The 23,196-nt window shown below is 71.9% G+C and carries 21 protein-coding genes; 11 read left to right on the forward strand and 10 right to left on the reverse strand.

Going from position 1 to position 23,196, the window contains the following annotated elements:
- The first annotated feature begins 2 nt into the window (after positions 1-2).
- The gene (locus WME75_RS31385; protein ID WP_437478882.1) at positions 3-524 is read left to right on the forward strand and encodes a hypothetical protein; all 522 of its coding nucleotides are present in this window, start codon (positions 3-5) and stop codon (positions 522-524) included.
- A gap of 496 nt (positions 525-1,020) precedes the next feature.
- Here WME75_RS31385 and WME75_RS31390 read toward each other — a convergent pair whose 3' ends face one another.
- Complete coding sequence (locus tag WME75_RS31390; RefSeq protein WP_437478884.1) at positions 1,021-1,884, reverse strand: reverse transcriptase domain-containing protein; 864 nt, start codon at positions 1,882-1,884, stop codon at positions 1,021-1,023.
- 295 nt (positions 1,885-2,179) lie between these two features.
- Between WME75_RS31390 and WME75_RS31395 the strand changes: the two genes are divergently transcribed.
- Positions 2,180-2,995: a metallophosphoesterase family protein gene (locus WME75_RS31395; protein WP_437478886.1), complete on the forward strand. Its 816-nt coding sequence runs from the start codon at positions 2,180-2,182 to the stop codon at positions 2,993-2,995.
- Positions 2,996-3,132: 137 nt separating this feature from the next.
- On the forward strand, positions 3,133-3,954 hold the full coding sequence (locus tag WME75_RS31400) for an alpha/beta hydrolase (RefSeq protein WP_437478887.1): 822 nt from the start codon (positions 3,133-3,135) through the stop codon (positions 3,952-3,954).
- 39 nt (positions 3,955-3,993) lie between these two features.
- Here WME75_RS31400 and WME75_RS31405 read toward each other — a convergent pair whose 3' ends face one another.
- Positions 3,994-4,749, reverse strand: a complete 756-nt coding sequence (locus WME75_RS31405; protein WP_437478888.1) for a metallophosphoesterase family protein — start codon at positions 4,747-4,749, stop codon at positions 3,994-3,996.
- Positions 4,746-5,750, reverse strand: a complete 1,005-nt coding sequence (locus WME75_RS31410; protein ID WP_437478889.1) for a hypothetical protein — start codon at positions 5,748-5,750, stop codon at positions 4,746-4,748. The genes WME75_RS31405 and WME75_RS31410 overlap by 4 nt, the downstream gene beginning before the upstream one ends.
- 237 nt (positions 5,751-5,987) lie before the next feature.
- Here WME75_RS31410 and WME75_RS31415 point away from each other — a divergent pair, with 237 nt between their 5' ends.
- Together WME75_RS31415 and WME75_RS31420 are read left to right on the forward strand one after the other, a co-directional pair.
- Positions 5,988-7,394, forward strand: coding sequence for an NAD-dependent succinate-semialdehyde dehydrogenase (locus WME75_RS31415; RefSeq protein WP_437478890.1), 1,407 nt, complete (start codon positions 5,988-5,990; stop codon positions 7,392-7,394).
- A gap of 199 nt (positions 7,395-7,593) precedes the next feature.
- Entirely contained in the window at positions 7,594-7,947 is a 354-nt protein-coding gene (locus WME75_RS31420; RefSeq protein WP_437478891.1) for a DUF1801 domain-containing protein, read from the forward strand.
- A 35-nt stretch (positions 7,948-7,982) separates the two neighbouring features.
- Here WME75_RS31420 and WME75_RS31425 read toward each other — a convergent pair whose 3' ends face one another.
- Positions 7,983-10,409 (reverse strand): substrate-binding domain-containing protein, encoded by a 2,427-nt coding sequence (locus tag WME75_RS31425; protein ID WP_437478892.1) that lies wholly within the window; start codon positions 10,407-10,409, stop codon positions 7,983-7,985.
- 140 nt (positions 10,410-10,549) lie between these two features.
- Here WME75_RS31425 and WME75_RS31430 point away from each other — a divergent pair, with 140 nt between their 5' ends.
- From WME75_RS31430 to WME75_RS31445, 4 genes are read left to right on the forward strand one after another with little or no spacing between them, the layout of a single operon-like run.
- The gene (locus WME75_RS31430; protein WP_437478893.1) at positions 10,550-11,527 is read left to right on the forward strand and encodes a fumarylacetoacetate hydrolase family protein; all 978 of its coding nucleotides are present in this window, start codon (positions 10,550-10,552) and stop codon (positions 11,525-11,527) included.
- Entirely contained in the window at positions 11,524-12,198 is a 675-nt protein-coding gene (gene maiA, locus WME75_RS31435) for a maleylacetoacetate isomerase (RefSeq protein WP_437478894.1), read from the forward strand. The genes WME75_RS31430 and maiA overlap by 4 nt, the downstream gene beginning before the upstream one ends.
- Positions 12,199-12,235: 37 nt before the next feature.
- Complete coding sequence (locus tag WME75_RS31440; protein WP_437478895.1) at positions 12,236-13,387, forward strand: 4-hydroxyphenylpyruvate dioxygenase family protein; 1,152 nt, start codon at positions 12,236-12,238, stop codon at positions 13,385-13,387.
- Complete coding sequence (locus tag WME75_RS31445) at positions 13,387-14,547, forward strand: homogentisate 1,2-dioxygenase (protein ID WP_437478896.1); 1,161 nt, start codon at positions 13,387-13,389, stop codon at positions 14,545-14,547. Before WME75_RS31440 ends, WME75_RS31445 begins: the two co-directional genes overlap by 1 nt.
- A gap of 12 nt (positions 14,548-14,559) precedes the next feature.
- Here WME75_RS31445 and WME75_RS31450 read toward each other — a convergent pair whose 3' ends face one another.
- The 4 genes from WME75_RS31450 to WME75_RS31465 all read right to left on the reverse strand — a co-directional run bounded on the left by WME75_RS31450 (position 14,560) and on the right by WME75_RS31465 (position 20,800).
- Entirely contained in the window at positions 14,560-15,105 is a 546-nt protein-coding gene (locus WME75_RS31450; RefSeq protein ID WP_437478897.1) for a hypothetical protein, read from the reverse strand.
- Positions 15,106-15,119: 14 nt separating this feature from the next.
- Positions 15,120-16,223, reverse strand: coding sequence for a deoxyhypusine synthase family protein (locus WME75_RS31455; protein WP_437478898.1), 1,104 nt, complete (start codon positions 16,221-16,223; stop codon positions 15,120-15,122).
- 68 nt (positions 16,224-16,291) lie between these two features.
- Entirely contained in the window at positions 16,292-19,588 is a 3,297-nt protein-coding gene (locus WME75_RS31460; protein ID WP_437478899.1) for a hypothetical protein, read from the reverse strand.
- Between the two features lie 138 nt (positions 19,589-19,726).
- Positions 19,727-20,800: a DUF72 domain-containing protein gene (locus tag WME75_RS31465; protein WP_437478900.1), complete on the reverse strand. Its 1,074-nt coding sequence runs from the start codon at positions 20,798-20,800 to the stop codon at positions 19,727-19,729.
- Positions 20,801-21,363: 563 nt separating this feature from the next.
- Between WME75_RS31465 and WME75_RS31470 the strand changes: the two genes are divergently transcribed.
- Entirely contained in the window at positions 21,364-21,564 is a 201-nt protein-coding gene (locus tag WME75_RS31470) for a hypothetical protein (protein WP_437478901.1), read from the forward strand.
- Positions 21,565-21,980: 416 nt separating this feature from the next.
- The gene (locus WME75_RS31475; RefSeq protein ID WP_437478902.1) at positions 21,981-22,340 is read left to right on the forward strand and encodes a hypothetical protein; all 360 of its coding nucleotides are present in this window, start codon (positions 21,981-21,983) and stop codon (positions 22,338-22,340) included.
- Between the two features lie 301 nt (positions 22,341-22,641).
- Here WME75_RS31475 and WME75_RS31480 read toward each other — a convergent pair whose 3' ends face one another.
- The gene (locus tag WME75_RS31480; protein WP_437478903.1) at positions 22,642-23,004 is read right to left on the reverse strand and encodes a hypothetical protein; all 363 of its coding nucleotides are present in this window, start codon (positions 23,002-23,004) and stop codon (positions 22,642-22,644) included.
- Positions 23,001-23,183, reverse strand: coding sequence for a hypothetical protein (locus WME75_RS31485; RefSeq protein ID WP_437478904.1), 183 nt, complete (start codon positions 23,181-23,183; stop codon positions 23,001-23,003). Before WME75_RS31485 ends, WME75_RS31480 begins: the two co-directional genes overlap by 4 nt.
- Between the last annotated feature and the right edge of the window lie 13 nt (positions 23,184-23,196).

A 23,196-nucleotide genomic window follows, 5' to 3' on the forward strand; every position in this document is an offset into this window, starting at 1 on the left:
GCGTGCAGAACAAGGTAGGAAACGTCGTACCGTCGGAGAAGGTGATCCAGGGGCTGGTCGAGCAGCTGTCGTCGATCGAGGGCAAGGTGAAGGCGTTCACCGTCGAGCTCACAGGGGACGAGCGCAAGGCCACGACGAAGATGCGCACCGGCGGCGAGCCGATCGCGAGGCTCGTCGGGGAGCTGGCCGACGCGAACGGCGTCGCGCTCCCCAAGATCAACGTGGAAGGGATGAAGGCCGATCTGCTCCTGATCGAGCGCATGAAGCCGCTCCAGGCCGCGCTCGACGACCTCTCCCAGCGGATCGCCGACACCATCCTGCAGGCCCAGAGCGAGGCATGGTGGGCCGCGACGGCCTATTACACCACGCTCTCCCGGATGGCCGCCGCGGACGCGAAGCTCGAGCGCTCCCTCAAGCCCGCGGTCGACTTCTTCGCGATCGGGCGGCGCAAGAAGCCCGTCGAGCAGCCCGCGGACAAGAAGCCTGTCGAGCGGCCCGCGGCGCCGGTGGACGGCGATGTGTAGCGGCCGTTCGCGCGGCTGAGCCGTCCGTCCGAGGGCCGCCCGCGCGCTCGCCCTGCCGGCGATCCTGGAGTTCGTCGAGCGCGGGCCACAAGCTCACCGTACCCTCGCTCAGGACGCCCCACCCATCGAAACCCCGATGCCGGTCACCGCACCCGGACCGACATGCCGCTCGACGGCCACGCGCGTGACGATTTCCCGCTCCGCGGGCGCCATCGGCCGGTCCACATACGGGCCATGACGCCATGAGCGCACAGGATCGGCAGCGGCGCGCAGCCATCGGCAGCGGCGCGCAGCTAGAACGTCGAACAGGTTAAAATTCAGCTAAATTCAACAGATTGTGGCGCCCGTCGGAGCCGCCGAGGAGCACGCTGGAAGGGCACGGCACCCAGTCAGACGAGAGACCGCAAGGGCGCGAGAGGCGCAAGGGAACAGAGATAGAATTATATTCTTCTCCCCCTTGCGCCCCTTGGTCCCGGTAGGGACGGCCCGTGCTGACCTACCTTCGGTCAACCCGGACCGCCCCCCGGACAGAACCCGGCGAGCGGATTTCCCGCACCGGGCTCCCACCTCGGGTCGACGGACTGGCTCGCGGTAGAGCCGGCCAGGGATGATGGATGCGGGGCTGCAGGAGAGGGAACCGCTGCTCGAACCCCGTTCGTTGCTGCCGGGACCAGTGCGCGCGCTGGCTTCTCCGCTGAAGCTGGCGGTGCCAGCTTGCGCGCACGCGTTCCCGAAACTGCTGCAACGCCCGGTAGTTTGTGGGCACCCCGTAGTACCGGAAGTGCCCTTCGAGCACGCTGGAGAGCCATGCGTGCTGGGCTCGCACGGGCTCATGCCGACGCTCGCGCATTTCTTCGCGCAGGCTCGCCAGCTTGGCGTTCCGTTTCTTCCGCGAGGTACGACGCTTCAGCTGGAACTCGCCTCGCCGGCTTACGCCGGCGATGTGCGTGAACCCCAGGAAGTCGAACGTCTCAGGGCGTGGGCGCCCGTCGCGCTCGGCGTCCTGCCGGGCGAATCTCCCGAACCGAATCACCCGGGTCTTCTCCGGATGCAGCTCCAGGCCGAACTTCGCGAGCCGGGAGGCCAAGGCCTCCCGCATCGCGCGCGCGTCCTGCTCGTACTGGAAGGTCATCGCGAGATCGTCGGCGTAGCGCACGATGTACACCTCTCCGCGCGCGTGCCGCTTCCTCCACTGGTTGACCCACAGGTCGAACGCATAGTGAAGGTAGGCGTTCGCAAGCAGCGGGCTGATGCTCCCGCCCTGCGGCACTCCTTCCTTCACCTCACGTAGCTCGCCTCCCTCCATGACGCCTGCGTGCAGCCACTTCATCAGCAGCCGCACGTCACCCGGCCCGCTCACTCGTCCCCCTACGCTTCGCCTCGTGGGTCGCCCCACGCTGCGCAAGGGTTGGCCTTCCCAGGGGTGGACTCCTCCCGGGGCAGGACTTGCTCGATTTGCTGGTGCTGCTCCTCGTTGCTCACCTGCTCCCTCATGCCGGTCTTGACCGGCGCATCCGTCCTTGCGGTCCTCTTCCCATGAGTCGATTTTAGCGGAATTTCAATGTGATCGGCGTTCTAGCCGCAACGTGGAACGGGGGATGGGAGCTCGCACCACCTCGCTGGCTCCCCCTCGCCTCCCCGCCTATCCTGCCCTCATGGCCGCGCCGACCCCGCTCCGCCTCGCCTGGGCGACCGACGTCCACCTCAACTTCCTCTCCCGCAAGGAGCTCGCCGCCTTCTGCTCCACCCTCGCCGCGACGGCCTCCGATGCCGTCCTCTTCACCGGCGACATCGCCGAAGCCGCGAGCCTCGGCCCCCTCCTCGAGACCGTCGCCCAGGCCATCGAGCGCCCGCTCTACTTCGTCCTCGGGAACCACGATTTCTACCGCGGGAGCATCGCCGCCGTGCGCGCCACGGCCGCCGAGCTCTCGGCCACCTCCCCCTGGCTCAGGTGGCTCCCGTCGATTCCCCACGTCGAGCTCGGCCCGGACACCGCCCTCGTCGGCCACGACGGCTGGGCCGACGCCCGCCTCGGCAACTACGAGAGATCGCCCGTGGAGCTCAACGATTACGTGCTCATCCAGGAGCTCGCCTCCCTCGACCGGCGCCGCCGGAGAGAGGCCTTGCACCGCCTCGGCGATGAGGCCGCGGCGTACCTGCGTCGCGTCCTGCCCCTGGCCCTCGAGCGGTACCGGCGCGTCATCGTCGCAACGCACGTCCCCCCGTTCAAGGAGGCCTGCTGGCACGAAGGCCAGATCTCCAACGACGATTGGCTCCCCCACTTCACCTGCAAGGCCACAGGGGAGGCGATCCGCGAGGCCGCCGAGCGGCACCCGGAGCGGCAGATCGAGGTGCTCTGCGGCCACACCCACGGCGCCGGCGTGGCGGAGATCCTCCCGAACCTCGTCGTGCGCACCGGCGGCGCCGAGTACGGCGAGCCCGCGGTGCAAGGCATCATCGCGACCGTATAGACTATCATCGCGCCGTGCACCCCGCCTTCCTGCCGCCTCGCCACCCTCGCGGGCGTCCATCCCAGGTGCCTTCCTACCCCCATCCGACGTATCCTGCGCGCGCACTGCCCCCGCCGACCTCGGCAGAACGGTGAGCCATGCCGACGAACGACCCCGATAGCCAGCTCGACGAGCTCCTTCGCGCGCTCGACGCAAACCCTCGCGCCGCCGACGTCTTCTATCCCACGCAGGTGAGAACGAGCCCACCCGCCAGCGCGACGGACTACGATATCCCCGTCGCCCCCGGGGTGACGCTCGGCGCGCGCTGGCACCTATCCGCCCCGGACAACCCGACGGTGCTCGCCTTCCACGGCAATGGCGAGACCGTCCCCGACTACGACGACCTCGCCGAGGCCTGGCAGGACATCGGGCTCAACCTCTTCATCGTCGATTACCGCGGCTACGGCTGGAGCGGAGGGCAGCCGACGCTGCGCTCGCTCCATGAAGATCCCTTGAAGGTCTCCGAGTTCTTCGAGCGCGAGCTCGCCGAGACGAGCCGCGCCGCAGGCCTCGACCGGCCGCCGAAGCCGCTGCTCTTCGGCCGATCGCTCGGCAGCTCCCCGGCGTCGCGCATCGCCGCGCACCGCGGCGACGCCTACCGCGCGCTCGTCCTCGAGAGCGGGTTCAGCGATGTGCGGCACCTGCTCGCCCTCTTCGAGATCGACCTCGGCGATCTGCGCGACGAGGCGCACCGCCGCTTCTCGAACCCGGAGCTCCTGAGACAGGTCGACATCCCGGTCCTCTTCCTGCACGGCGCGCGCGATACGCTGCTCCCGCCGGACCACGCCCGCGAGAACCACGCCGCCGTCCCCCACGACAGAAAAGCCCTGCACCTCATCGACGGCGCCGGGCACAACGATATCCTCAACTTCGCGTCTGCCTATTTCGGAGCGATACGGGCCTTCCTGCAGAAGCACTGACAGAAGCGCGGCGCAGAACCACCGAGCGGCGCTCGCCCGCTACACCTCGAACAGCAGAAACGACTTACCCGTCAGCTTCCTGAGCAGCGGCATGGCCACGTTGTAGACCGGAGTCCCCTTCGGCGTGCGCCCCTCGAGCGCCCCGTGGTGCGCGTGGCCATGGAAGACCACGTCGGCGCCGTACAGATCGATCGGCGCGACAAGCCGGCTCGTCCCAAGGAAAGGCCTTATCTCCACGTTCTCGCCGACGGTCGTCTCCAGGATCGGCGTGTAATGCATGATCACGATCCGCTTGTCGCTGTCGAGCTGCGAGAGCGCCGCCTCGAGCTTCAGCGCCTCGGTCACGGCCTCCTGGACGAAGGCCTTGAGCGGGCCCTCGCCGAACGCCTGCAGCGTCGCGTTCCCGAACCCGCCCATGAACCCCTTCACGCCGGCAACGCCGAGGTCGTCGCGCAGGATCAGGTGATCCCCGTCGAGCACCTCGACGCCCGCGTCGCCCAGGAGCCTCGAGACCTCGGCGCCCGCGCCGCGGTCGAGGTCGTGGTTGCCGAGCACGGCGGCGCACGGCACCGACAGCCCGGAGAGCGCGTCGGCCAGCACCTTCGCCTCCTCGGGATGGCCGCGATCGGTGAGATCGCCGCACAGGACGAGCACCTCGGCCTCCGCGTTCACCGCCTTCACGAGCTCGCGCATCCTTGCGCCGTGCTCCGGCCGGCAGTGCAGGTCCGAGGCCGCCGCGACGCGCCGCTTGCCGTGGTCCCCGCGGTCCCCGTTCCCGCCGGCCCCGGCGCTCATGATCCCGGCTTGCGGAGCCGCGCCGCCTCGACCTCCGCCCCCAGACGCTCCGCGCCGCCCGGAGCCCCCTCGCGGATCGGCACCCCCTTGCCGAGGGGCCGCCGCGCCGCCGCGGGCGGCCGGCGCTTCCGGCACAGCGCCCCCCGCATCACCTCGGGCTCGGGCCCGGCGGGCGCAGCCATGAGCCCGAGCTTCTCGTAATCATGGATGTACTGCCGCCGGCTGATCAGGTTCCCCCGACAGACCCGGTGCGGCGCGTCGCCCGCCCGCGACTGCTCCAGCGTGCGCCGGCAGAGCTCCTCGACGAGCCACTCGGGCACCCGGCTCCGCGCGCCGGGATAGACGAAACGGTAGAGCGTGAGGTGCGCGAACAGGACCTCCCAGTGCGGGCCGAACCGGCCGAGGAGCCGCTCCCAGTCCATCTCGTCGCCGCACGCGTAGATGAGGTGGTTCACGTCGGCCCCGTCGTACCGCTCCCGCTCGTCCACGAACGCCTTCGTGAAGATGATCTCCTCGACCGGCGCGATCAAACAGCTGTGCCCCAGGATCGTCGCCGGACGCGCGTGCTCGAACCAGCCGCAATCCACCACGCCCAGGCCGTTGCTCGACGAGAAGATGAGATCGATGAACCTGTCGCCGGCATACGCCTTCGCGATCCACCGCGGATCGAGCACCTCCGTCTGGAAGCCGGCCCGCTCGAGCGCCCTGAACGCCGCCGGCACCTCCCGCTCGTGCAGCATCACGTCGAGATCCTTCGTGTCGCGGAAGATGCCGGTGTACGCAAAGAAGGCATACGCCCCCGCCACCATGAACGGCACACCGGCGCACAGGAGCGACTCCAGCGCCTTGACCCTCACCTCCAGCTCGCCCGCACGGGATAGCGGGCCGGCGGCATCGTCGACGGTCGGCGGAGGGAGCGTCGCGCGCTCGCCGGCCCGCATCGCCCGGGCAGAGACCGCGCGCTCCGCGTCGTCAACGGCAGGGGATCCGCTGCGGGCCATCCCGCTCTGCGTAATGAACAGAACGTGCGATGGCGACCCCCCTCCGCCCCCATGCGACCGCGAGCTGCGGCGGAGGGACGAAAACCGCGGGAACGGGAACATAGGCGGGCTCGTCCTCGCTGACCATTGCAAGGAGAGGCAGGTCTGGCTCAAGCTCGCCTGCCGGGATCGCTCGGCGCGCCCTGCGCAGGCAGGAGACAGGGCGCGGCCCCCGGAGCTCGAAGAGGAGGCACATCCGTGAACACGGCCATCGCGACGATCAATCCAGCGACGGGAGAGACGCTTGAAACCTTCGAGCCCCTCTCGTCGGCGGCGCTGGAGCAGAAGGTGGCGCGCGCGCACGCCGCGTTCCGCAGCTTCCGGCAGACCCCGGTCGCCGACCGCGCCCAGAAGCTGCGCCGGGCGGCCGAGATCCTGGAAGGGGAGAAGGAGCAGCTCGGGCAGCTCATGACGGTCGAGATGGGCAAGACCATCGGCTCCGCCATCGCCGAGGCCCAGAAGTGCGCGACCGTGTGCCGCTACTACGCCGACAACGCCGAGCGCCTGCTCGCCCCCGAAGAGGTCGCGACCGACGCCGACAGGAGCTACGTGGCGTTCCACCCGCTCGGCCCGGTGCTCGCCATCATGCCGTGGAACTTCCCGTTCTGGCAGGTCTTCCGCTTCGCCGCGCCGGCGCTCATCGCCGGCAACGTCGGCCTCCTCAAGCACGCCGCGAACGTCCCCCGCTGCGCGCTCGCCATCGAGGACATCCTCCGCCGGGCCGGCTTCCCGGAAGGGGTCTTCCAGGCGCTGCTCATCGGGACCGACGCGGTGCCGCGCCTGCTCGCCGACCCGCGCGTCGTGGCCGCGACGCTCACCGGCAGCGAGAACGCGGGGCGCAGCGTCGGCGCCCACGCGGGGAAGCACCTCAAGAAGGTGGTGCTGGAGCTCGGCGGCAGCGATCCGTTCATCGTCCTCCCGAGCGCCGATCTCAACGCCGCCGTCGGGACCGCGATCAAGGCGCGCATCATCAACAACGGGCAGTCCTGCATCGCGGCGAAGCGCTTCATCGTGCACGAGTCGATCGTTCCGGAGTTCGAGCAGCGCTTCGTCGCGGCCATGCGGCGCCTCCGGGTGGGCGATCCGATGGATCCGTCGGTCGACGTCGGGCCGCTCGCCACGGCGCAGATCGTCACGGAGCTCGAGGAGCAGGTGCGGGCGTCGGTGGCCGCGGGCGCGCTCCTCCTCACCGGCGGCAAGCGGCTGAGAGGCCCGGGCAACTACTTCCCGCCGACCGTGCTCACCGACGTCCGGAGCCCCTCCCCCGCCGCCGACGATGAGCTCTTCGGCCCGGTCGCCGCCGTCATCCGCGTCGCCGACATCGATGAGGCCATCTACATCGCGAACGCCACCCGATTCGGCCTCGGGGCGAGCGCCTGGACCCGCGACCCGCAGGAGCGCGAGCGCCTCATCGACGAGCTCGACGCCGGCCAGGTGTTCATCAACGGGATGGTCGTGTCCGACCCGCGGCTGCCGTTCGGCGGGATCAAGATGTCCGGCCACGGCCGCGAGCTCTCGTCCTACGGCCTGCGCGAGTTCGTGAACATCAAGACCGTCTGGATCGCCAAGGACGAACGCCAGCGAGGCGTGCCCGCGCCCGAGTGACCGAGTGACCGAGTGACCGAGTGACCGAGTGACCCATCCCACAGCGAGCGCGTGCGCCTGACCTGGCCTGCGCTGACCTGACAGGAGCCTGACAGGAGGAAGAGAGCGCCCGAACCGGAACGTCGCGTCGCCACGCGCAGCCGGTTGCGTCCCCGTGGGCGTGGACCTAGCGTGGGCGATTGTGTCGGAAGATCCGGCCGTGGCCGCTCTGCTGAGCGAGTACCCACCCGCAGCGCAGCAGCTGACCTTGCGCGTGCGCAAGCTGCTCCTCCGCGTCATCCCCGACGTGCACGAGCACGTCTATCCAGGGTGGCGGATCATCAGCTTCCGGATGGGCGACGGGCACGAGCACCAGATCTGCTGGCTCGCCCCGCAGCGCTTCGGCGTGAACCTCGGCTTCGAGCACGGCGCCGAGCTGCCCGATCCGAACCGCGTGCTCACCGGCAACCCCAAGCCGGCCAGGAACGTCCATATCCGCTCCGCCAAGGACCTGGACGTCTCCAAGATCGCCGCGCTTGTCGCGACCGCCATCGCGCTCCACCGGGACCGCTGATCGCGCGGGGCCCCGCGGCTCGGGAGCGACGGGGCTCAGGAGCGACGGTAGACGACCCGCCCGCCGGTCTTGCCGAGCGCGTACGAGAACCCAAGCTCCAGGGTGGAGCGGGTGACGATGTCCCCGAGATCGAGCCCCTGCTCCACCATGAGCCGCGCCGCCTCGGGCGCGATCCCGACGAGCACCACCTCGGACCCGAGCATGGCGGCGGCGCGCGCCGCCTGCACGAGGTGGCTCGCCGCGCTCGCGTCGACGACCGCCATGCCGGTGACGTCGATGATCACGACGCGCGCCTGGTGCTCGGAGATCTCCTTCAGCATCGCCTCGATGAAGCGGCCGGAGCGCGTTGCGTCCAGCGCGCCGACGATCGGCATGACGAGGACGCCGGGCGCGATCGGCACGACCGGGCTCGACATCACGGCGATCGTGTCGAGGAGCGCCACCTGGCGGCTGCTCAGCGACTCGAGCTCCCTCGTGCGCTCCTTGATCCGCGAGAGCAGCCGCGCGTTCTCGAGCACGACGGCCGCCACCGAGGCCACGCGCTCGAGCAGCGCCAGGTCGTTCGCCGAGCACGCGTCGGGCTGCGGGCTGCTCAGGACGAGGACCCCGAGGACCGCGTCCCGGGAGAGCAGCGGCACGCCGACCAGCGTGCGCGCGCCGTTCCAGCGGGCCTCGACGACATCGCTGAAGTGCTGGTACTCGCTCGACGCGGTGTCGATGACGAGCGAGCAGCACGAGCTCATCACCCGGCCCACCAGGGAGTCGTCCACGACCGGCGCGCGCTCGTCGTCGACGAGGCTCTCGCGCTCGGCCATGCCGATCACCAGAAACTCGAGCGCTCGCGCGCGGCTCGCCGCGCCCAGCCTGCGGTTCGCGACCCGGCGGGCAGAGCTCATGGCGAGGTGATCCGAGAGCGCCACCGAGAACGGCGTGCGCTCGACGGTCACGACGTCGACGCCCGTGTCGATGAAGCGCGACGCCGGCAGCTCCGAGAGCGCCGCCTCGGCGCCCCGCGTGGCCATCTCGTAGAGCACCTGCACGCAGCGGTACCCCATGTCGTACTCGCGCTGCACGATCGCGGCGTGGATCACGCCGTCCTGGAGCATGGCGACCGTGGACGTGATGAGATCGAAGGCGAGGATCTTGAGGTCTCCGGCCCTGCCGAGCGTCATCGACGCCGTGCCGAAGCTCGGGCCGTTCTCGCTGCACACCCCGAAGGCGCCGGCGATCCCGGGCTTGTCGCGCAGCGTGGAGAGGGCGAGCTCGATCCCGCGGGCGGGGTCGAAATGGTTCTCCAGGGGCGCGTCGAGGCGGGTCGCCGAAGCGGCGACGGCCTCGCGGAAGCCCTCGAGGCGCTCGCTGGCGTTGGACACGGCGAACGAGGGCGCCTGGGCGACGACCTGCCCGCCCTGCGGCAAGAGCCGCTGCATCATCTCGCCCGCGAGCCTGCCGGCGACCCGGTTGTCGGTCCCGATGTAGACCGGGGCCGCGCTGCCCTCCACGGTCGGCGAGTCGATCGCGACCACCGCGACCCCCGCCGCGACCGCGCGGCGGATGAGCGGCTCGAGCGCGACCGGATCGATGGGGGCGACGGCGATCCCCTTCACGCCCCGGCGGAGCCCTTCCTCGAACAGCGCCTCCTGGGACGCGGGATCGGCGCCCACCCCGCTCCTGAACCCCACCGCGACCCGCAGGTCCCGCCCCGCGGCCTGCACGCCGTCGCGCACGTTGTTCCAGTACGCCGTCATGGGCCGGCGGGGAGCCCGGTAGAGGCGCAGCGTCCGCCGCGCATCCGCCGCGGAGCCTCGCCCCGCGTCCTCCAGGATGGCGAGGTCGATCGTGCCCCAGCGCGGGCCCGTCTGCACGCTCCTGATCCCGTCCGCGAGCGTCTCGATGAGCTCGAGGAGATCGACCGACTCGGCGACGGAGCTCAGCACCTCCTCGAGCAGCCGCAGCTCCTGCGCGACCTGCGCCTTCTCCTCGAACAGGCCGCGCCGCTCGAGCGCGGCGCCCGCGCTCTCCGCGACCGACTCCACGAGCGCGCGGTAAGGGCCCGACAGCGGCGCGTCGTCCGGCTGCTCCAGCGCGAAGTAGGCGCCCGGCGCGCCGAACAGGTGCACCGGCACGACCTGCACGTGGGCCCCCTCCGGAGGCCAGCCGGGCCGCTGCGCGACCTCGGGCAGGTGCGCCCGGTACCACACGGCCGCGGGGACGAGGCACGGGCCGCGCGCCGCCTCGGGCGCCGCGGCGGGGCCGAACGGCGCCGACGCGCTCAGCAGCCCGCCGTCCGACGGCATGTGCACCCGGCCCGGCAGGATGCCATCGAGCCCCACGGACGCGCTGTACACGAGCCGCCGTCCAGCGCGCACCAGCAGGCTGCCACGCTGCGCGCCGGGGAGGCTGGCGATGGCGCGCTGCACCAGGTGGTGGAGCGTCGAGAAAACATCGAGTCCGGTATTCATGCAGATCCGTTCAGCCGGTCACCCGGTCGCACGTTGCGCACGGCGCAAGAGAGCACGAGCGCTAGCAGGCGTGAGCCGCGTCGTGCTTGTCAAGCGAAGACGATGAGACCACCGTAACGCCACGAGGAGCTCGCCCCCGCATGAAGCTCGCCTCTCTCCGCGGCCCCGGCCGCGATGGTACGCTCGTCGTCGTCCGCCGCGACGGCCTCGCCTGTGCGCCGGCCGGCGCCGCCTTCCCGACGCTCCAGGCCGCGCTCGACGACTGGGAGCGCGCCGAGCCCTCGCTCCGCCGCATCGCCGACGACATCGAGCGCGGCGACGCGGCGGTGGCCCCGCTCGTCATGGAAGAGCTCGCCGCGCCCCTGCCCCGCGCGTACGAGTGGATCGACGGATCCGCCTACGTCCACCACATCGAGCTCGTGCGCAAGGCGCGCGGCGCCGAGCCCCCCGAGACGCTCACGACCGATCCGCTCGTGTACCAGGGCGGCTCCGGCGTCCTCCTCGGGCCGACCGACGACATCGTCCTGCGCGACGAGGCGTGGGGCCTCGATTTCGAGGCCGAGGTCTGCGTCGTCCTCGGCGACACCCCGCAGGGCACGCGCCGTGACGAGGCCGAGCGGCACATCCGCCTCTTCCTGCTGGCCAACGACGTGACGCTGCGCAACCTCGTGCCCGCCGAGCTCGCGAAGGGGTTCGGGTTCTTCTGCTCGAAGCCCGCCACGGCGTTCTCCCCGTTCGCGATCACGCCGGACGAGCTCGGCGACGCCCTCCGCGACGGGCGCGTCCACCTGCGGCTCCGCTCGACCTACAACGGCGCGCTCATCGGCGATCCCGAGGCCGGCCCGGAGATGCACTTCTCGTTCTTCGATCTTGTCGAGCACGTCGCCAGGACCCGCAGCTTCACGGCCGGGACCCTCCTCGGCAGCGGCACCGTCTCGAACCGGGATCCGGCGCGCGGCGTGTCGTGCCTGGCCGAGCAGCGCATGCTCGAGATCCTCTCGCACGGCGCGGCGAGGACGCCTTTCATGAAGCCAGGAGACACGATCATGATCGAGATGCTGAGTCGCTCGAGCGAGAGCCTGTTCGGGCGCATCGCGCAGCGGGTGGTGGCCGGATGAGCGCCGCGATCCAGGGGCTCACGCTCTACGGCTACTGGCGCAGCTCGTGCAGCTGGCGCGTGCGCATCGCCCTCGCCCACAAGGGCGCCCCGCACGCGTACCGGCCGGTGAACCTCGTCCGGGACGGCGGCGAGCAGCTCCGCGACGACTACCGGGCCAAGAACCCGATGGCGCAGGTGCCGCTGCTCGAGTTCGAGCAGGGCGGCGCCGTCCGGCGCGTGTCGCAGTCGGTGGCGATCATCGAGCTGCTCGAGGAGCTGTTCCCCGCGCCGCCGCTCCTGCCCGCGGATCCGTACCTGCGCGCCAAGGCGCGGCAGCTCGTCGAGATGGTCAACTCCGGCACGCAGCCGATGCAGAACACCGCCACCCTGAAATACGTGCAGAGCGAGCTCGGCGGTGACGAGAAGGCGTTCGCGAGGCGCTTCATCGCGTCGGGGCTCGCCGCATTCCAGGCCGCGGCGGTCGAGCTCTGCGGCCAGTTCTGCGTCGGCGATCAGGTCACGGTGGCGGACGTGTTCCTCGTGCCCCAGCTTTACAATGCGCGACGCCACGGGGTCGACCTCGCGCCGCTCTCGACCCTCACGCGGATCGAGGCGGCATGCATGGCGCTGCCCGCCTTCCAGGCCGCCCACGCCGACCGCCAGGCCGACGCGGTCGCCGCGGGCGCGTAGCTCGCTCCCTGCGTACCCCCTCGCGACGGAGGACCGGATGGCCAAGGTGGAGTCGATCGGCATCAAGCGGGTGGAGGCGCTGCACTACTACGTGCGCGACCTGGAGCGGAGCCGCAGGTTCTACACGGACAAGCTCGACTTCCAGGAGATCGCCGCGAGCTCGCCGGAGCTCACGGCGGCGGCGGCGCAGCGGTCGGTCGTCTTCCAGGCCGGCGAGTGCGCCATCGTCTGCTCGCAGCCGCTCGGCGAGGGCGGGCGCGCGTGGCGCTACCTGCGCAAGCACCCCGACGGGGTGGGCACGATCATCTTCGAGGTGGAGGACGTGGACCGCGCCTTCCGGCTGCTCGAAGGCCGCGGGGGCACGCCGATCGACGAGATCCACCGGGCGGCGGAGGGGAGCGGCACGTTCGCGTCGTTCTCGATCACGACGCCGTTCGGCGACACCACCTTCCGCTTCGTGGAGCGGCACGGCTACCCGGCGCTGTTCCCCGGCTGCGTGGCCCACGACGCGCCGCGCGGCGGCGAGAACCGCTTCGGGATCGCCCGGTTCGATCACATCACCTCGAACTTCCAGACGATGGCGCCCGCCCTGCTCTGGATGGAACACGTGCTCGGGCTCGAGCCGTTCTGGAAGATCGCGTTCCACACGGACGACGTCGCGAAGGGCGCCGGCCACGGCTCGGGCCTGCGATCGGCCGTGATGTGGGACCCGGCCTCGGGCGTGAAGTTCGCGAACAACGAGCCCTACCGGCCCTACTTCAAGAGCTCGCAGATCAACGTCTTCAACGAGGAGCACCGCGGCGACGGGGTGCAGCACGTGGCGCTCGCCGTGGACGACCTCCTCGCGGCCGTGCGGGCGATGCGCGCGCGCGGCGTGGAGTTCATGCCGACCCCGGCCGCCTACTACGACCTGCTGCCCGAGCGCCTGCAGCAGCTCGGCGTCGGGCAGCTCGACGAGGATGTGGCGGCGCTGCGAGAGCTCGAGGTGCTTGTCGACGGCGACGGCGAGAGGTCCTACCTGCTCCAGATCTTCCTCAAGGAGTCGTCGGGCACGCACCGCGATCCCGACGCCGGGCCGTTCTTCTTCGAGCTCATCCAGCGCAAGGGGGACCGCGGCTTCGGCGCCGGCAACTTCCGGGCGCTGTTCGAGAGCATCGAGCGGCAGCAGAAAGGGGAGGGGCGCGGCTGATGCTCGATCGCGTCGTCGCCGGGAGCGTCCCGCGCAAGCACCACATCGCCCTCCGGAGCGAGGCGGGGGAGCTCCGCTACGAGGAGTGCCTGACGCGGGAGGGCTTCGACGGCCCCTACACGATCGCCTACCACGAGCGCCGGCCGCACGAGCACCGGGTCGCGCGCGCCGCGCACGGCTTCGCGCTGCCGGTCGCCGCGCCGGCGCGCCCGCTCGCGAAGCGGCACTACCGGTCGCAGGACCTGCCGCGCCGGGGCGGGCCCGCGATCGACTGCCGCGTGCCGCTGCTCTTCAACGACGACGTGGTGATCGGGATCGCCCAGCCGGACGACGACGATCCGGTGTACTTCGCGAACGCGGACGCCGACGAGCTGCTCTTCGTCTTCCGCGGCGGCGGCGTCCTGCGCACGATGCTCGGCGATCTCCGCTTCGAGCAGGACGACTACGTCGTCGTCCCGAAGGGGCTCTTCCACCGCTTCCTCCCGGACGCCGCGCCCCAGCTGTGGCTCTCGATCGAGGCGGCGGACATCCACCTCCCGCGCAAATGGCGCAACGAGGTCGGCCAGCTGCGGATGGACGCGCCCTACTCCCACCGCGATTTCCGGCGGCCCACGTTCGTCGGCCCCCTCGACGAGGGCATCCGCGCGCTCGTCGTGAAGCGCGGCGGCGCGTTCCACGGCTTCGCCTGCGAGCGCTCGCCGCTCGACGTCGTCGGCTGGGACGGGACGGTGTACCCGTTCGCGTTCCCGATCCAGAGCTTCCAGGCGCGCGTCGGGCTCGTGCACCTGCCGCCGGACTGGCACGGGACGTTCGCGGCGCGGGGCGCCCTCATCTGCAGCTTCGTGCCGCGCCCTGTCGACTTCCACCCGGAGGCGATCCCCTGCCCTTACCCTCACTCGTCCGTCGACTGCGACGAGCTCCTGTTTTACTGCCGCGGCAACTTCACCTCGCGCCGCGGCGTCGGCCCCGGCAGCATCTCGCACCACCCGGCCGGCGTCCCGCACGGGCCGCACCCCGGCGCGTACGAGGCGAGCCTCGGGAGCCGCGAGACGAGCGAGCTCGCCGTCATGCTCGACACGCTCCGCCCGCTCGCGGCCACCCCGGCCGCGCTCGAGGTGGAGGACCCGGGCTACCAGGACAGCTTCATCGCGGGCCCCTGAGGGCCCAGGCGATCAGCGACCCTGGAAGCAGAGGTTATTGCACTCGTTGAAGCGCTGGACCTCGTCGAAACTGGTCCCGTTCACCCCGTCGCAGGACACGCTGAGGATGCACTCGGCGTTGCACGCGATCTGCTCGGAGCACGCCTCGGCGCCGGGCGCGAAGAAGCCCCCCTGCCCGCACGCCACGAGGTGGTCCTCGGCGTGCTCGCAGGCGGTGCGGAAGACGAAGACGCCGCACTGGCGGAGGCTCCTGTCCTGGTCCTCGCAGACGTCCGAGGAGAACGCATCGTCCTTGCACTCGCTCTCTTCCTCGAGGCAGGCCAGGTACTCGTCGAAGGCGGCGGGGCAGCTCGCCTCCGCCGCGGCCGTCTTCGCGGTCTCCGTCTTGTCGACGCAGTCGAGGTACCGCGCCTCGCTGCAGCCGGTGCAGTCGCAGAGGAGATCGCACGCGCGCTCCTCCTGCGAGGGGCAGCCGGCGGACAGGAGCGCGCCGCCGGCGGCGACCAGGGAGAGGAGCACCTCGAGGAGGCGCGGCGGGCGGGGTGTGGCGGGAAGCACGCTGGCCCGCTCCGCTATTTCGGCATCTTGCCGAGCCGCTCGAGGAGGGCGCGCACGAGGAGCGGCCAGGCGACCGTCGCGTCGGCGTACACCTCGGAGAAGCGGCCGCCCTCGCGCGGCGGGGTGAACTTCCCCCAGCTCACGCCCTCGGAGTAGGTGCAGCCGGAGAGGCCGCCCCAGTGCACGGGCTCGGGGCAGATGCGGACGCCGTACTGGAACCGCGGGTGCTCGACCTCGATCCCGAGGCGATCGCCCACGATGTCGTAGAACGGCGCGACCTGCTGGGCCCAGTTGCGCGGGACGCCGCCGCCGATGGTGAAGATGCCGAGGCGCTTCTTCGTGCGGACCAGGCGGGCGTAGCTCAGGAGGTCGAGGAACGGGTTGTACGAGGGCGGCACGGCCTCGCGCCACACGTCGAAGTCGGGCTTGTCGCCGTGCTGCGCCTTCACCTTGCGCAGCATCCACGTCGCCACGTCGAGGCCCATCTCGCTGTCGGTGAAGGCCGGCACGTAGACGGGGACGTCGCGGAGGTACGCGCTCCGGAGCACGCCGGGCGAGTCGCCCATCTCGGCCAGCGCCTTGCCGAGCTGGCGGCAGATGATCTCGCTCGACCAGGGCGACCCGGGGTCCAGCTGGTCGAGCTCTTTCCGGACGAAGACCTCGATGGCGTTGAGGTTCTTCTCCATCTCGAGCGTGTCGTAGACCCGGTTGTACCCCTTGTCGAAGTACGTCTCGTCCGAGATGCCCGGGTTCGCCTTGTAGTGGGTCAGGCCGACCGCCTCGCTCAGCCCGTGCGCCATGAGCGCTCCGGTGCTGATGACGCAATCGATCATGCCGGCCTCGATCATCCGGACGATGACGACGCCCATCTTGGCGACCGTCATGGCGCCGGAGAAGGTCGCCACGACGAGGCAGTCCTCGTCGCGCACCATCGCCTCGAGCACGTCGCACGCCTCGCCGAGCGCGCGGCCGCCGAACGCGGTCCGGCTCATCGCGCGGAGCAGGTCGTCGAACGACCCGATCTTCAGCGGGTCGAGCGCCTCGAGCGGGACGAGCTTGTCTTCGACCCCATCGCCGAGATGTCGGTGCGAGGAGCTCGGGTGTTTCGGAGAGGACATGGCGCGCGAACATATAACCGCCCTGGGGGTGGGGCGTCGAGCACGAAGGTCCTCGCAGCAGCGGCGCTTCAGGGCCGGACAGGCAGGGAGCACGCGAGGCGGCGCGCTGTCTCGCGTGCTGTTCCGCGTGCTGTTCCGCGCGCTGTCCCGCGTGCTGTTCCGCGGACCGCTCCTCCGCCCCTGCCAACGCCTTCCCCGATCCCGCGCTCGCCACCTTCGGCGCGCCGGGCCGCGAGATCGGCGCGGACGAACGCGATCTCGCCGGCGCCGGCGCTGGGCTCGCCTTCGGTCCGGCGATCGACATCGATCAGCGCGGCGACCTTCGCCACGCAAGCGTCATGGCCTGACACACGAACGTCATAGACAACCGTGCTCGCGATCGCGCCGTGACCGTCGATGGCCACGGAGGCGCTCGCGCGGTCGAGCACGAAGCGCGCGCCGCGCGGGCGCGCGGGGCACGCCGGCAGGCGGGTGAGCTCGGTGCGGACATTCGGGGCGATCTCCCAGCCGTCGAGCGGCAGGAGCGGCGGGACCTTTGCGGGCGCTGCCGGCGCGCTCTTCTCCGGAGGTGCTCCCGGCGCGGGCGCTGCCTGCGCGCCTCGCTGCGCGGGCGCTGCCGGCTGGGTCTTCTCCGCGGGCGGGATCGGCACCGTGCGGCCGAGGGTCAGGTCGCGGAAGCCGAGCAGCAGCGGCACGCCGGCGCTCGTCGGCTGCCCGAGCGCGCGCGCGCCGCGGCTCGCGAGCGAGGCGATCGGCCGCGGGGCGTCGCCGGATTGCCAGGCGATGAGCGACGTGCCGCGGAGCCACGCCATGGGCCCGTCCGGCGCCTCGCTGAAGGCGACCTCCGCCTCGGGCATCAGCTCCTGCGGCACCTCGACGACCTCGGGGCCGCGGCCGGGCCTCGCCCGGATCAGCAGGTCGCGGCCCGGGGCGCGCACCCCGAAGACGAGCCGGTCGCCGGACGCCGCGAACCGCGTGAGGATCGCGTCCCGGCCGACGCCCTCGGGCGCGGGGCCCGTCCACGAGCGGACCCTGGCCTGGAGCTCCGTGGGGTCGAGCCAGCGCAGCGTCCACGTCACGCGCGGCGCCGCGGCGGCGCCGCCCCCCGGGCCGGCGCTCCTGGCCGCGCCGTCGGGCGCGCGCGCCTCGAGCACGGCGACGGTGGAGAGCAGGCCCCAGCGCCGATCGCTCACCGACGAGACGTGCCGCTGCCCCGTGGGCGCGGGCTTCGCGTCGCTCGCGAGCAGCGCGAGCGCCTCCTGCGCGCTGCTCGGCGGCGGCACGCCCGGCGGCGCGGGCGGCGGGCCCGGCTGCGTCGTGCAGGCGAGCGCGCGCTCCGGGAGCCCCGGCGCCGGCGGCGGGCGGTGCGGCAGGAGCGGCGCGGCCTCGAGCGCCGGCCCGGCGGCGGGCGCCCCCTGCGCTGGCAACGCCGGCCCCCAGCCGACGCGCAGGTGGGCGTCGATCTTCAGGCCGACCTCGTTGACGGCCAGCACCCCGGGCTCGGCGAGCAGATCGCCGAGCTGGGCGGCCGCATCCAGGGCGCGGGGCGGGACCTCGATGGGCGCCCACGAGCGGCCGGCGTCGGCCGACGCGAGCACCTTCCCCTCCCCGACGGCGACGCCATGGCCGCCGTGGATCAGGGCGTGCGCGGCGCCGGCCAGGCGAGCCCGCGACGCCTCGCCGCCGGGGGGCAGGACCACCGCGGTGAGCTCGCCGGCCTCGTCGGCCACAACGAACGACAGGGCGCCGTCGTGCCCCTCCTCGATCGGGCTGACCACGTGGATGTCGCCGCCCCCGTCGCGCAGCCAGCGGAGCGGGATCAGCGGCGCCTCCCTGCCGCGGGCGTCGATCACCGCGACGTGGGCGCCGGCCGCGGCGCCCTCGCGGCCCTGGCCGCCGCGCGGCGCGGGCTCCCCGCGGGGCGCGGCGTCCTCGCGCGGCGCCACGTCGCTGTTCCAGAGGCCGCGCACGATCGCGATCCGGCCATCGGCGAGCGGCCCGGCGCCGCGCCAGTGGATGTCGGTGCCCGGGCGGACCGTGATCCATTGCCCGCTCGGCTGGCGCACGCACGCGCTGCCCTCCTCGTCCGCGTCGCACGGCGCGAGCAGCATGGCGCCGCCGCTCGGCGACACGCGCAGCTCGGCCTCCCCGCTCCGCAGCAGGACCGGGGGCACGCCGCCAAGGGCGCCGGCGGCCGTGACCTGGAGCACGCCGAACGGATCGTGACGCCTGTCGGCTCCCTCCTCGCCGAGCGCGCAGGCCACCCACGCCGAGCGCCCCGCGCGACCGACGCCGCAGGCGTTCAGCCACCGGTCGCCGCGGCCCACGGGGGCGACCTCGTGCAGCGCGCCCGAGGCGAGGTCCACGCGCGCGAGGAGGCCGTGGCTCGCCGTGATCGCGGGGCCCGTCCACGCCGCGCCGCTCGCGATCGCGGCCTCGAGCGGGTGGCGTCCGGTCGCGCGGATCCAGCGGAGCAGCGGGGAGCCGGCGCCGGGCTCGGGCGCGCCGCCGGCCGGCGCGAGCCGCGCCTCGGCGACAAGGATCCGTGCCTCGCGCTGCCCGGGCGGCGCGGCCGCGCCGTGCGTCACGGCGAGCAGCTCGTCGCCGCGCAGCCGCAGGCCGGCGATGTGGAGCAGGGCCGCGGGGTCTGCCTCCTGGCCGTCGTCGCGCAGCGCCGGGGCGACGGGGCGCCACGACGCGCCGCCGTCGGCCGTGACCGCGAGCCCTGCCGCCTCGAAGAGCCCGGCCCCCTGCCGGGGATCCCGGAACGCGACGGCGCGGAGCGGCAGCGCGGGCAAGCCCGGCAGCGCGCGCGGCTGCCCCGTCTCGATGTCGAGAAAGCTCGGCAGATCTGAGGCGGCGTCCCACACCGCGACGACGGCGGGCCCGCCGCCCAGGCGCAGGAGCTCGGTCTCGGACCGGGCGAGGAGCGCGGGCGCGCCGAGCGGATCATCGAACCGGTAGACGCCGTGGACCCCGCGCCCGACGAGCCGCGGGCCGGCGGCGGACGGCACGAGGGCGAGCTCGATCAGGGGCTCGGGGCAGGCCGCGGTCTCCGGCCGAGCTGCGCCGTCGCTCCCGACGAGGAAGCGCCGGCCGCCGAGCAGGGCCATGGTGCCGCCGGCGACCCGGGGACCGACCGCGGTCGCGCCGCTCGCGTCGACCCAGCGGGCGCGCAGGAGCCCCGGCGCCGGCCGCGGGGGGTGCGCCGACGCGGGCGCGCGGCGCTCCTGCGGCGGCGCGGGTCGGGGCGGCGCGCCCCCGCAGCGGGCGAGCGCGAGCGCCGCGAGGAGCGCGGCCGCTCGCCGAGACCGGCGCGGGGGAGCTGCGAGGCGGGGAGCGCCCGCCGCTCTGGGCTGCATCATCGCGGCGGAGCCTACCGTGATCCGCGGCCGTGGCGACGCCGCGACCGGCCGCAGGCGCCCGCGCGGCGGTCTCGGCGAGCGGCCACCGGCGTTCACCGGATGCGGGGTGTCCACGGACGCTGCGGGGGCGACGGAGGCTCAGTGGACGGTCGAGGCGGCCTGGACCGGGGCAGCCTCGCTGTCCGGCGACTCGGCCCTGCGGGCGAGGAGCGCCACGAGCCCCTTGGCCCCGAGCACGGCGTAGTCGGACACGCAGTTATTGAAGATCGCGTGTACCCGCTCCGCCTCCTGGGAGAGCCGCGCGACGGTCCCGGCCCACGGATCGAGCTCTGCGGGGTCGTAAACGTACCTGAACTTCTCGTTCACGCTGACCGAGGCGTCCCAGGTCTCCGCGCGCCGGCCATGAAAGCGCACCACGGCGAGGCGCGCATCGGCGACGAGCGGGGTGGGAGGCATGCTGTTCTCCTTGCCCTGCGGCTCGTCGACGACGACATAGAAGGCGCCGAGATCTCGCAGGAAGTCGACGACGCGCTCGATGCGATCGGGCGCCCCCCACGACGCATGCCGGAGCTCGACGGCGAACGGGATCCCGTCCATGCGGCCGCGGCAGTCCTCGATGACCCGCACGTTACCGCGCGTCGCCGTGAACCACGGAGGGAACTGGAAGAGCACGTACCCGAGCTTTCGCGCCTGTCGCAGCGGATCGAGCGCTTGCCGGAAGCGCTCCCAGAGCACGTCCATGGTCTCGGCCGGCAGGTCGCCGGGATAGAGGCGCCGCCTGTCGACGAGCCCTGCCGGCAGGGCGCGCTGGACGTCCGCGGGGAGGCGGGCGGGCTCCACCGGGTGCTGGGTGAGCGGCGCGAACGCCTTCATGTTGAGCACGAAATCGGGCGCCGTCCGCTGGACCCACTGCTCCACCATCGCCGGGCGGGGGAGGGCGTAATAGGTCGAGTTGACCTCGACGACCGGGAACTGGGACGCGTAGAACTTGAGCCGTTGCTCCGGGCTCGACACGCCCTTCGGGTAGAATCGCCGGCTCTTCACCAGGGTGGGATCGGTCCACCCGGCGGTCCCGGCCAAGACGCGATCGAGGCGGGCGGGCACAGGCGCGCACGCCGCGAGGGCGATGGCGCGCGCGAGCCGCTCCTCGTCCTCGTGTGGAGTCTCCTCTGAAGGCGACCGCGGCGGGTCGCGCAGGGCTGCTTCGTGCATCTCGAGAACACTCTAAGGCTTCTTCGCATCGACGGAAGCGCTCTCCGGGAAGAGATGGCGAAGGGTCAACGTGTCTTTGGACGGTCCGCTCTCGCCTCCTGTGCAACCGCCCGCGCCCGCTCGCCGCCCTCGGCACATTCCGTCGACATCGGGGAGTTCTCACACGTTCTGCGGGCGCTCGGCGGGGTCGCGAGCGGGTCGCAGGGCGCCTGTGGTTCACGAGGGAGCCGCGACGAAGCCGCCGGCGGGCGGCCCCTGCGCGGCGGGCGTCGCCGTCCCCGCCCGGCGGACCGAGCCGAGCCGTCCCGCGACCGCCGCCTGCGACGGGCCGCAGCGGCAGCCGGTTCGGGTCGCCGCGCCGGCCGCGGTCGCCGGCGGCGCGCCGCTCCTCCGGCGCGGCGAGCGCGAGCTTTGGTCCCCTTCCGCCGGGCCTTCGCCTATGCTGCCTTGCTCCCCGGACCCAAGGGCAATCGCTGCCCTGCCTCGCCGCACCTCGCGGCGAGGTGCTCCTGGAAGCGCGCAGCTAGTCGAAAGGGCGCAAGCCGATGCTGAAGAAAACTCTCTTGGAAAAGTTAACGACGGCGAAGCAGGAGATCACCGATGCGGAGGGCAACCTCGAGCAGGCCCTCGCGGAGATACAGGTCGCGCCGCGCGCCGACAAGATGGCCGTCAGCGAGGTCGTCCAGGAGGCGTTCACCAAGCTGAGGGCCGCGAGGGTCAACCTCACCGAGCTGGAGCGGCTCGTCATGAGCGAGGAGGACTGAGCCGCGCGGGAGCACCGAAGCACGGAAGCACGGGAGGAACGAGCGGCGACGCCGACCTCGGTACGAGGCGCGCTCGGCACGGAATGGAGGAGCTCGCCGCGCGCGATCCTGCGCTCCTCTCCACGTCCAGCGCATCCGCGTCGAGCTCTTCTGCACATCCCCTCGCGCCCGCCGGCCAGCGCGGCGTGCTGGCCTGTGATTGGCTGTCCTCAGCTGATGTGACTTCGATGCAGGCGCTCTCCCGTTACGCCCTCTCGTGGCCGATCGGCGCCATCCAGGAGAGCCCAGATTGTGCATGCACCGCGCCGTCGACTGCGCTATACTGTACAAGGGCAGGGGCTTGGTGCATTCCTGCGCGACCGAGGTGGTAGATGTATTCAGCGAATCGTCGCAGGAATATCGAGCGGGAGGAGCGCATGCTCCTCCGCGGGAAGCGCGAACAGGCGGCAGGCAAGCTCCTTCAGAAGGTGCCGGATCTGACGAGCTTGAACCTGGAGATCCGCGAGAGCCGCCCCAACGGACTCACGAACGATACGCAGTACATCCGTCGTGTCGTCGTGGAGCACGCCCATGCGCTGTTCGAAATGCCGTGCTCGTACTCTTCCTGCGACAACGGCGGCTACGACGTGACACGAGAGGTCCTGAACGCCCTCGCCTCGCGCGCGGCGCGCTTCGAGGGTGAATGCGCCTGTCGGGGGAGCTGTGGTGGCGAGTTCTGCTCCAGGGTCCTCCACTACGTCGCCACGGCCACGTACCGGTCGGGCCCCGAGGCGTAGAGGCTGGGGGGGCGAGCGTCTCGTCTATCGCCCCGTCATCACGCCATCACCTGATGGCGTGTCTCGGGTGATGAGGCCATTGCTCGACGGACGCCGCGAGCGGCCCGAGCCCCGGCGATCGACGTTGCGGGCCGTCTGTACCGTCTGTACCCGGGCCAGAGCGGTGCTTGAACGAAGAAGAATGAACCGCCGAGGCCCCAAGAAGAGACCTTCTTGGTTCCCTTGGCGTCCTGGCGGTCTTCTTTTCTGAGTCGTTGCACCGGATGAAGCCGGTGCACCGATCGAGAGCGGTGATGTTACGTTACGGCGTCTCGGGCTCGAGGTGTCTGCGCCACTCGTTCCGTGCGCTTGCGTACGCGGTCCGGGCGGCGAGCTCACGCTCCACGCCGGTGATGGCGGGCATCTTGCGGTGCAGCAGCTCGCTCGGGAGGTTGATCTCTACCTGAGTCCGCGCTTCGCGCAGCGTGCCTGGCCATCCGCCAGCAGCGGGGCGGCCTTCGCGATGAAGGTCTTGACGCCACTGCTTGGCCCACGCCTGTCCCAGCGTGGTCGCGCTCTGCTCGATGAACCGTCGCCTTGCGGTGGTCTGCGCCGAGTTTTCCGGATCAGTCTCTGGCTCGGACGGGGCGCTCTCGGCGCCCTGGCTCGGCGCGACGCGTTTCACTCTACGACCGGAGGCTGAGGCCCCGGGATGATCCCCGCAATGTCCGGATCCTCTCCCGGTGAACCGTTGTCGCCGGGGCCCTTTTCCTTGCGGCGTGCGACGCGGTTCGCGTCTTTCTCGCGCTGCTTTTCTTGGCGCGCGCGTTCCTTTTGCCGCTTCAATGCTCCCTGCTTCTGCATGCGGAACCAGGCC

This window comes from Sorangium sp. So ce1014 (assembly GCF_051521505.1).
Taxonomy (GTDB): domain Bacteria; phylum Myxococcota_A; class Polyangia; order Polyangiales; family Polyangiaceae; genus Sorangium.

Coding starts and splice junctions, on each gene's coding strand:
- WME75_RS31475 (WP_437478902.1), top strand. CDS start 21,981: ATGCTCCTCCGCGGGAAGCGCGAACAGGCGGCAGGCAAGCTCCTTCAG.
- WME75_RS31440 (WP_437478895.1), top strand. CDS start 12,236: ATGGCCAAGGTGGAGTCGATCGGCATCAAGCGGGTGGAGGCGCTGCAC.
- WME75_RS31430 (WP_437478893.1), top strand. CDS start 10,550: ATGAAGCTCGCCTCTCTCCGCGGCCCCGGCCGCGATGGTACGCTCGTC.
- WME75_RS31395 (WP_437478886.1), top strand. CDS start 2,180: ATGGCCGCGCCGACCCCGCTCCGCCTCGCCTGGGCGACCGACGTCCAC.
- WME75_RS31465 (WP_437478900.1), bottom strand. CDS start 20,800: ATGCACGAAGCAGCCCTGCGCGACCCGCCGCGGTCGCCTTCAGAGGAG.
- maiA (WP_437478894.1), top strand. CDS start 11,524: ATGAGCGCCGCGATCCAGGGGCTCACGCTCTACGGCTACTGGCGCAGC.
- WME75_RS31485 (WP_437478904.1), bottom strand. CDS start 23,183: ATGCAGAAGCAGGGAGCATTGAAGCGGCAAAAGGAACGCGCGCGCCAA.
- WME75_RS31410 (WP_437478889.1), bottom strand. CDS start 5,750: ATGGCCCGCAGCGGATCCCCTGCCGTTGACGACGCGGAGCGCGCGGTC.
- WME75_RS31400 (WP_437478887.1), top strand. CDS start 3,133: ATGCCGACGAACGACCCCGATAGCCAGCTCGACGAGCTCCTTCGCGCG.
- WME75_RS31460 (WP_437478899.1), bottom strand. CDS start 19,588: ATGATGCAGCCCAGAGCGGCGGGCGCTCCCCGCCTCGCAGCTCCCCCG.
- WME75_RS31445 (WP_437478896.1), top strand. CDS start 13,387: ATGCTCGATCGCGTCGTCGCCGGGAGCGTCCCGCGCAAGCACCACATC.
- WME75_RS31425 (WP_437478892.1), bottom strand. CDS start 10,409: ATGAATACCGGACTCGATGTTTTCTCGACGCTCCACCACCTGGTGCAG.
- WME75_RS31405 (WP_437478888.1), bottom strand. CDS start 4,749: ATGAGCGCCGGGGCCGGCGGGAACGGGGACCGCGGGGACCACGGCAAG.
- WME75_RS31455 (WP_437478898.1), bottom strand. CDS start 16,223: ATGTCCTCTCCGAAACACCCGAGCTCCTCGCACCGACATCTCGGCGAT.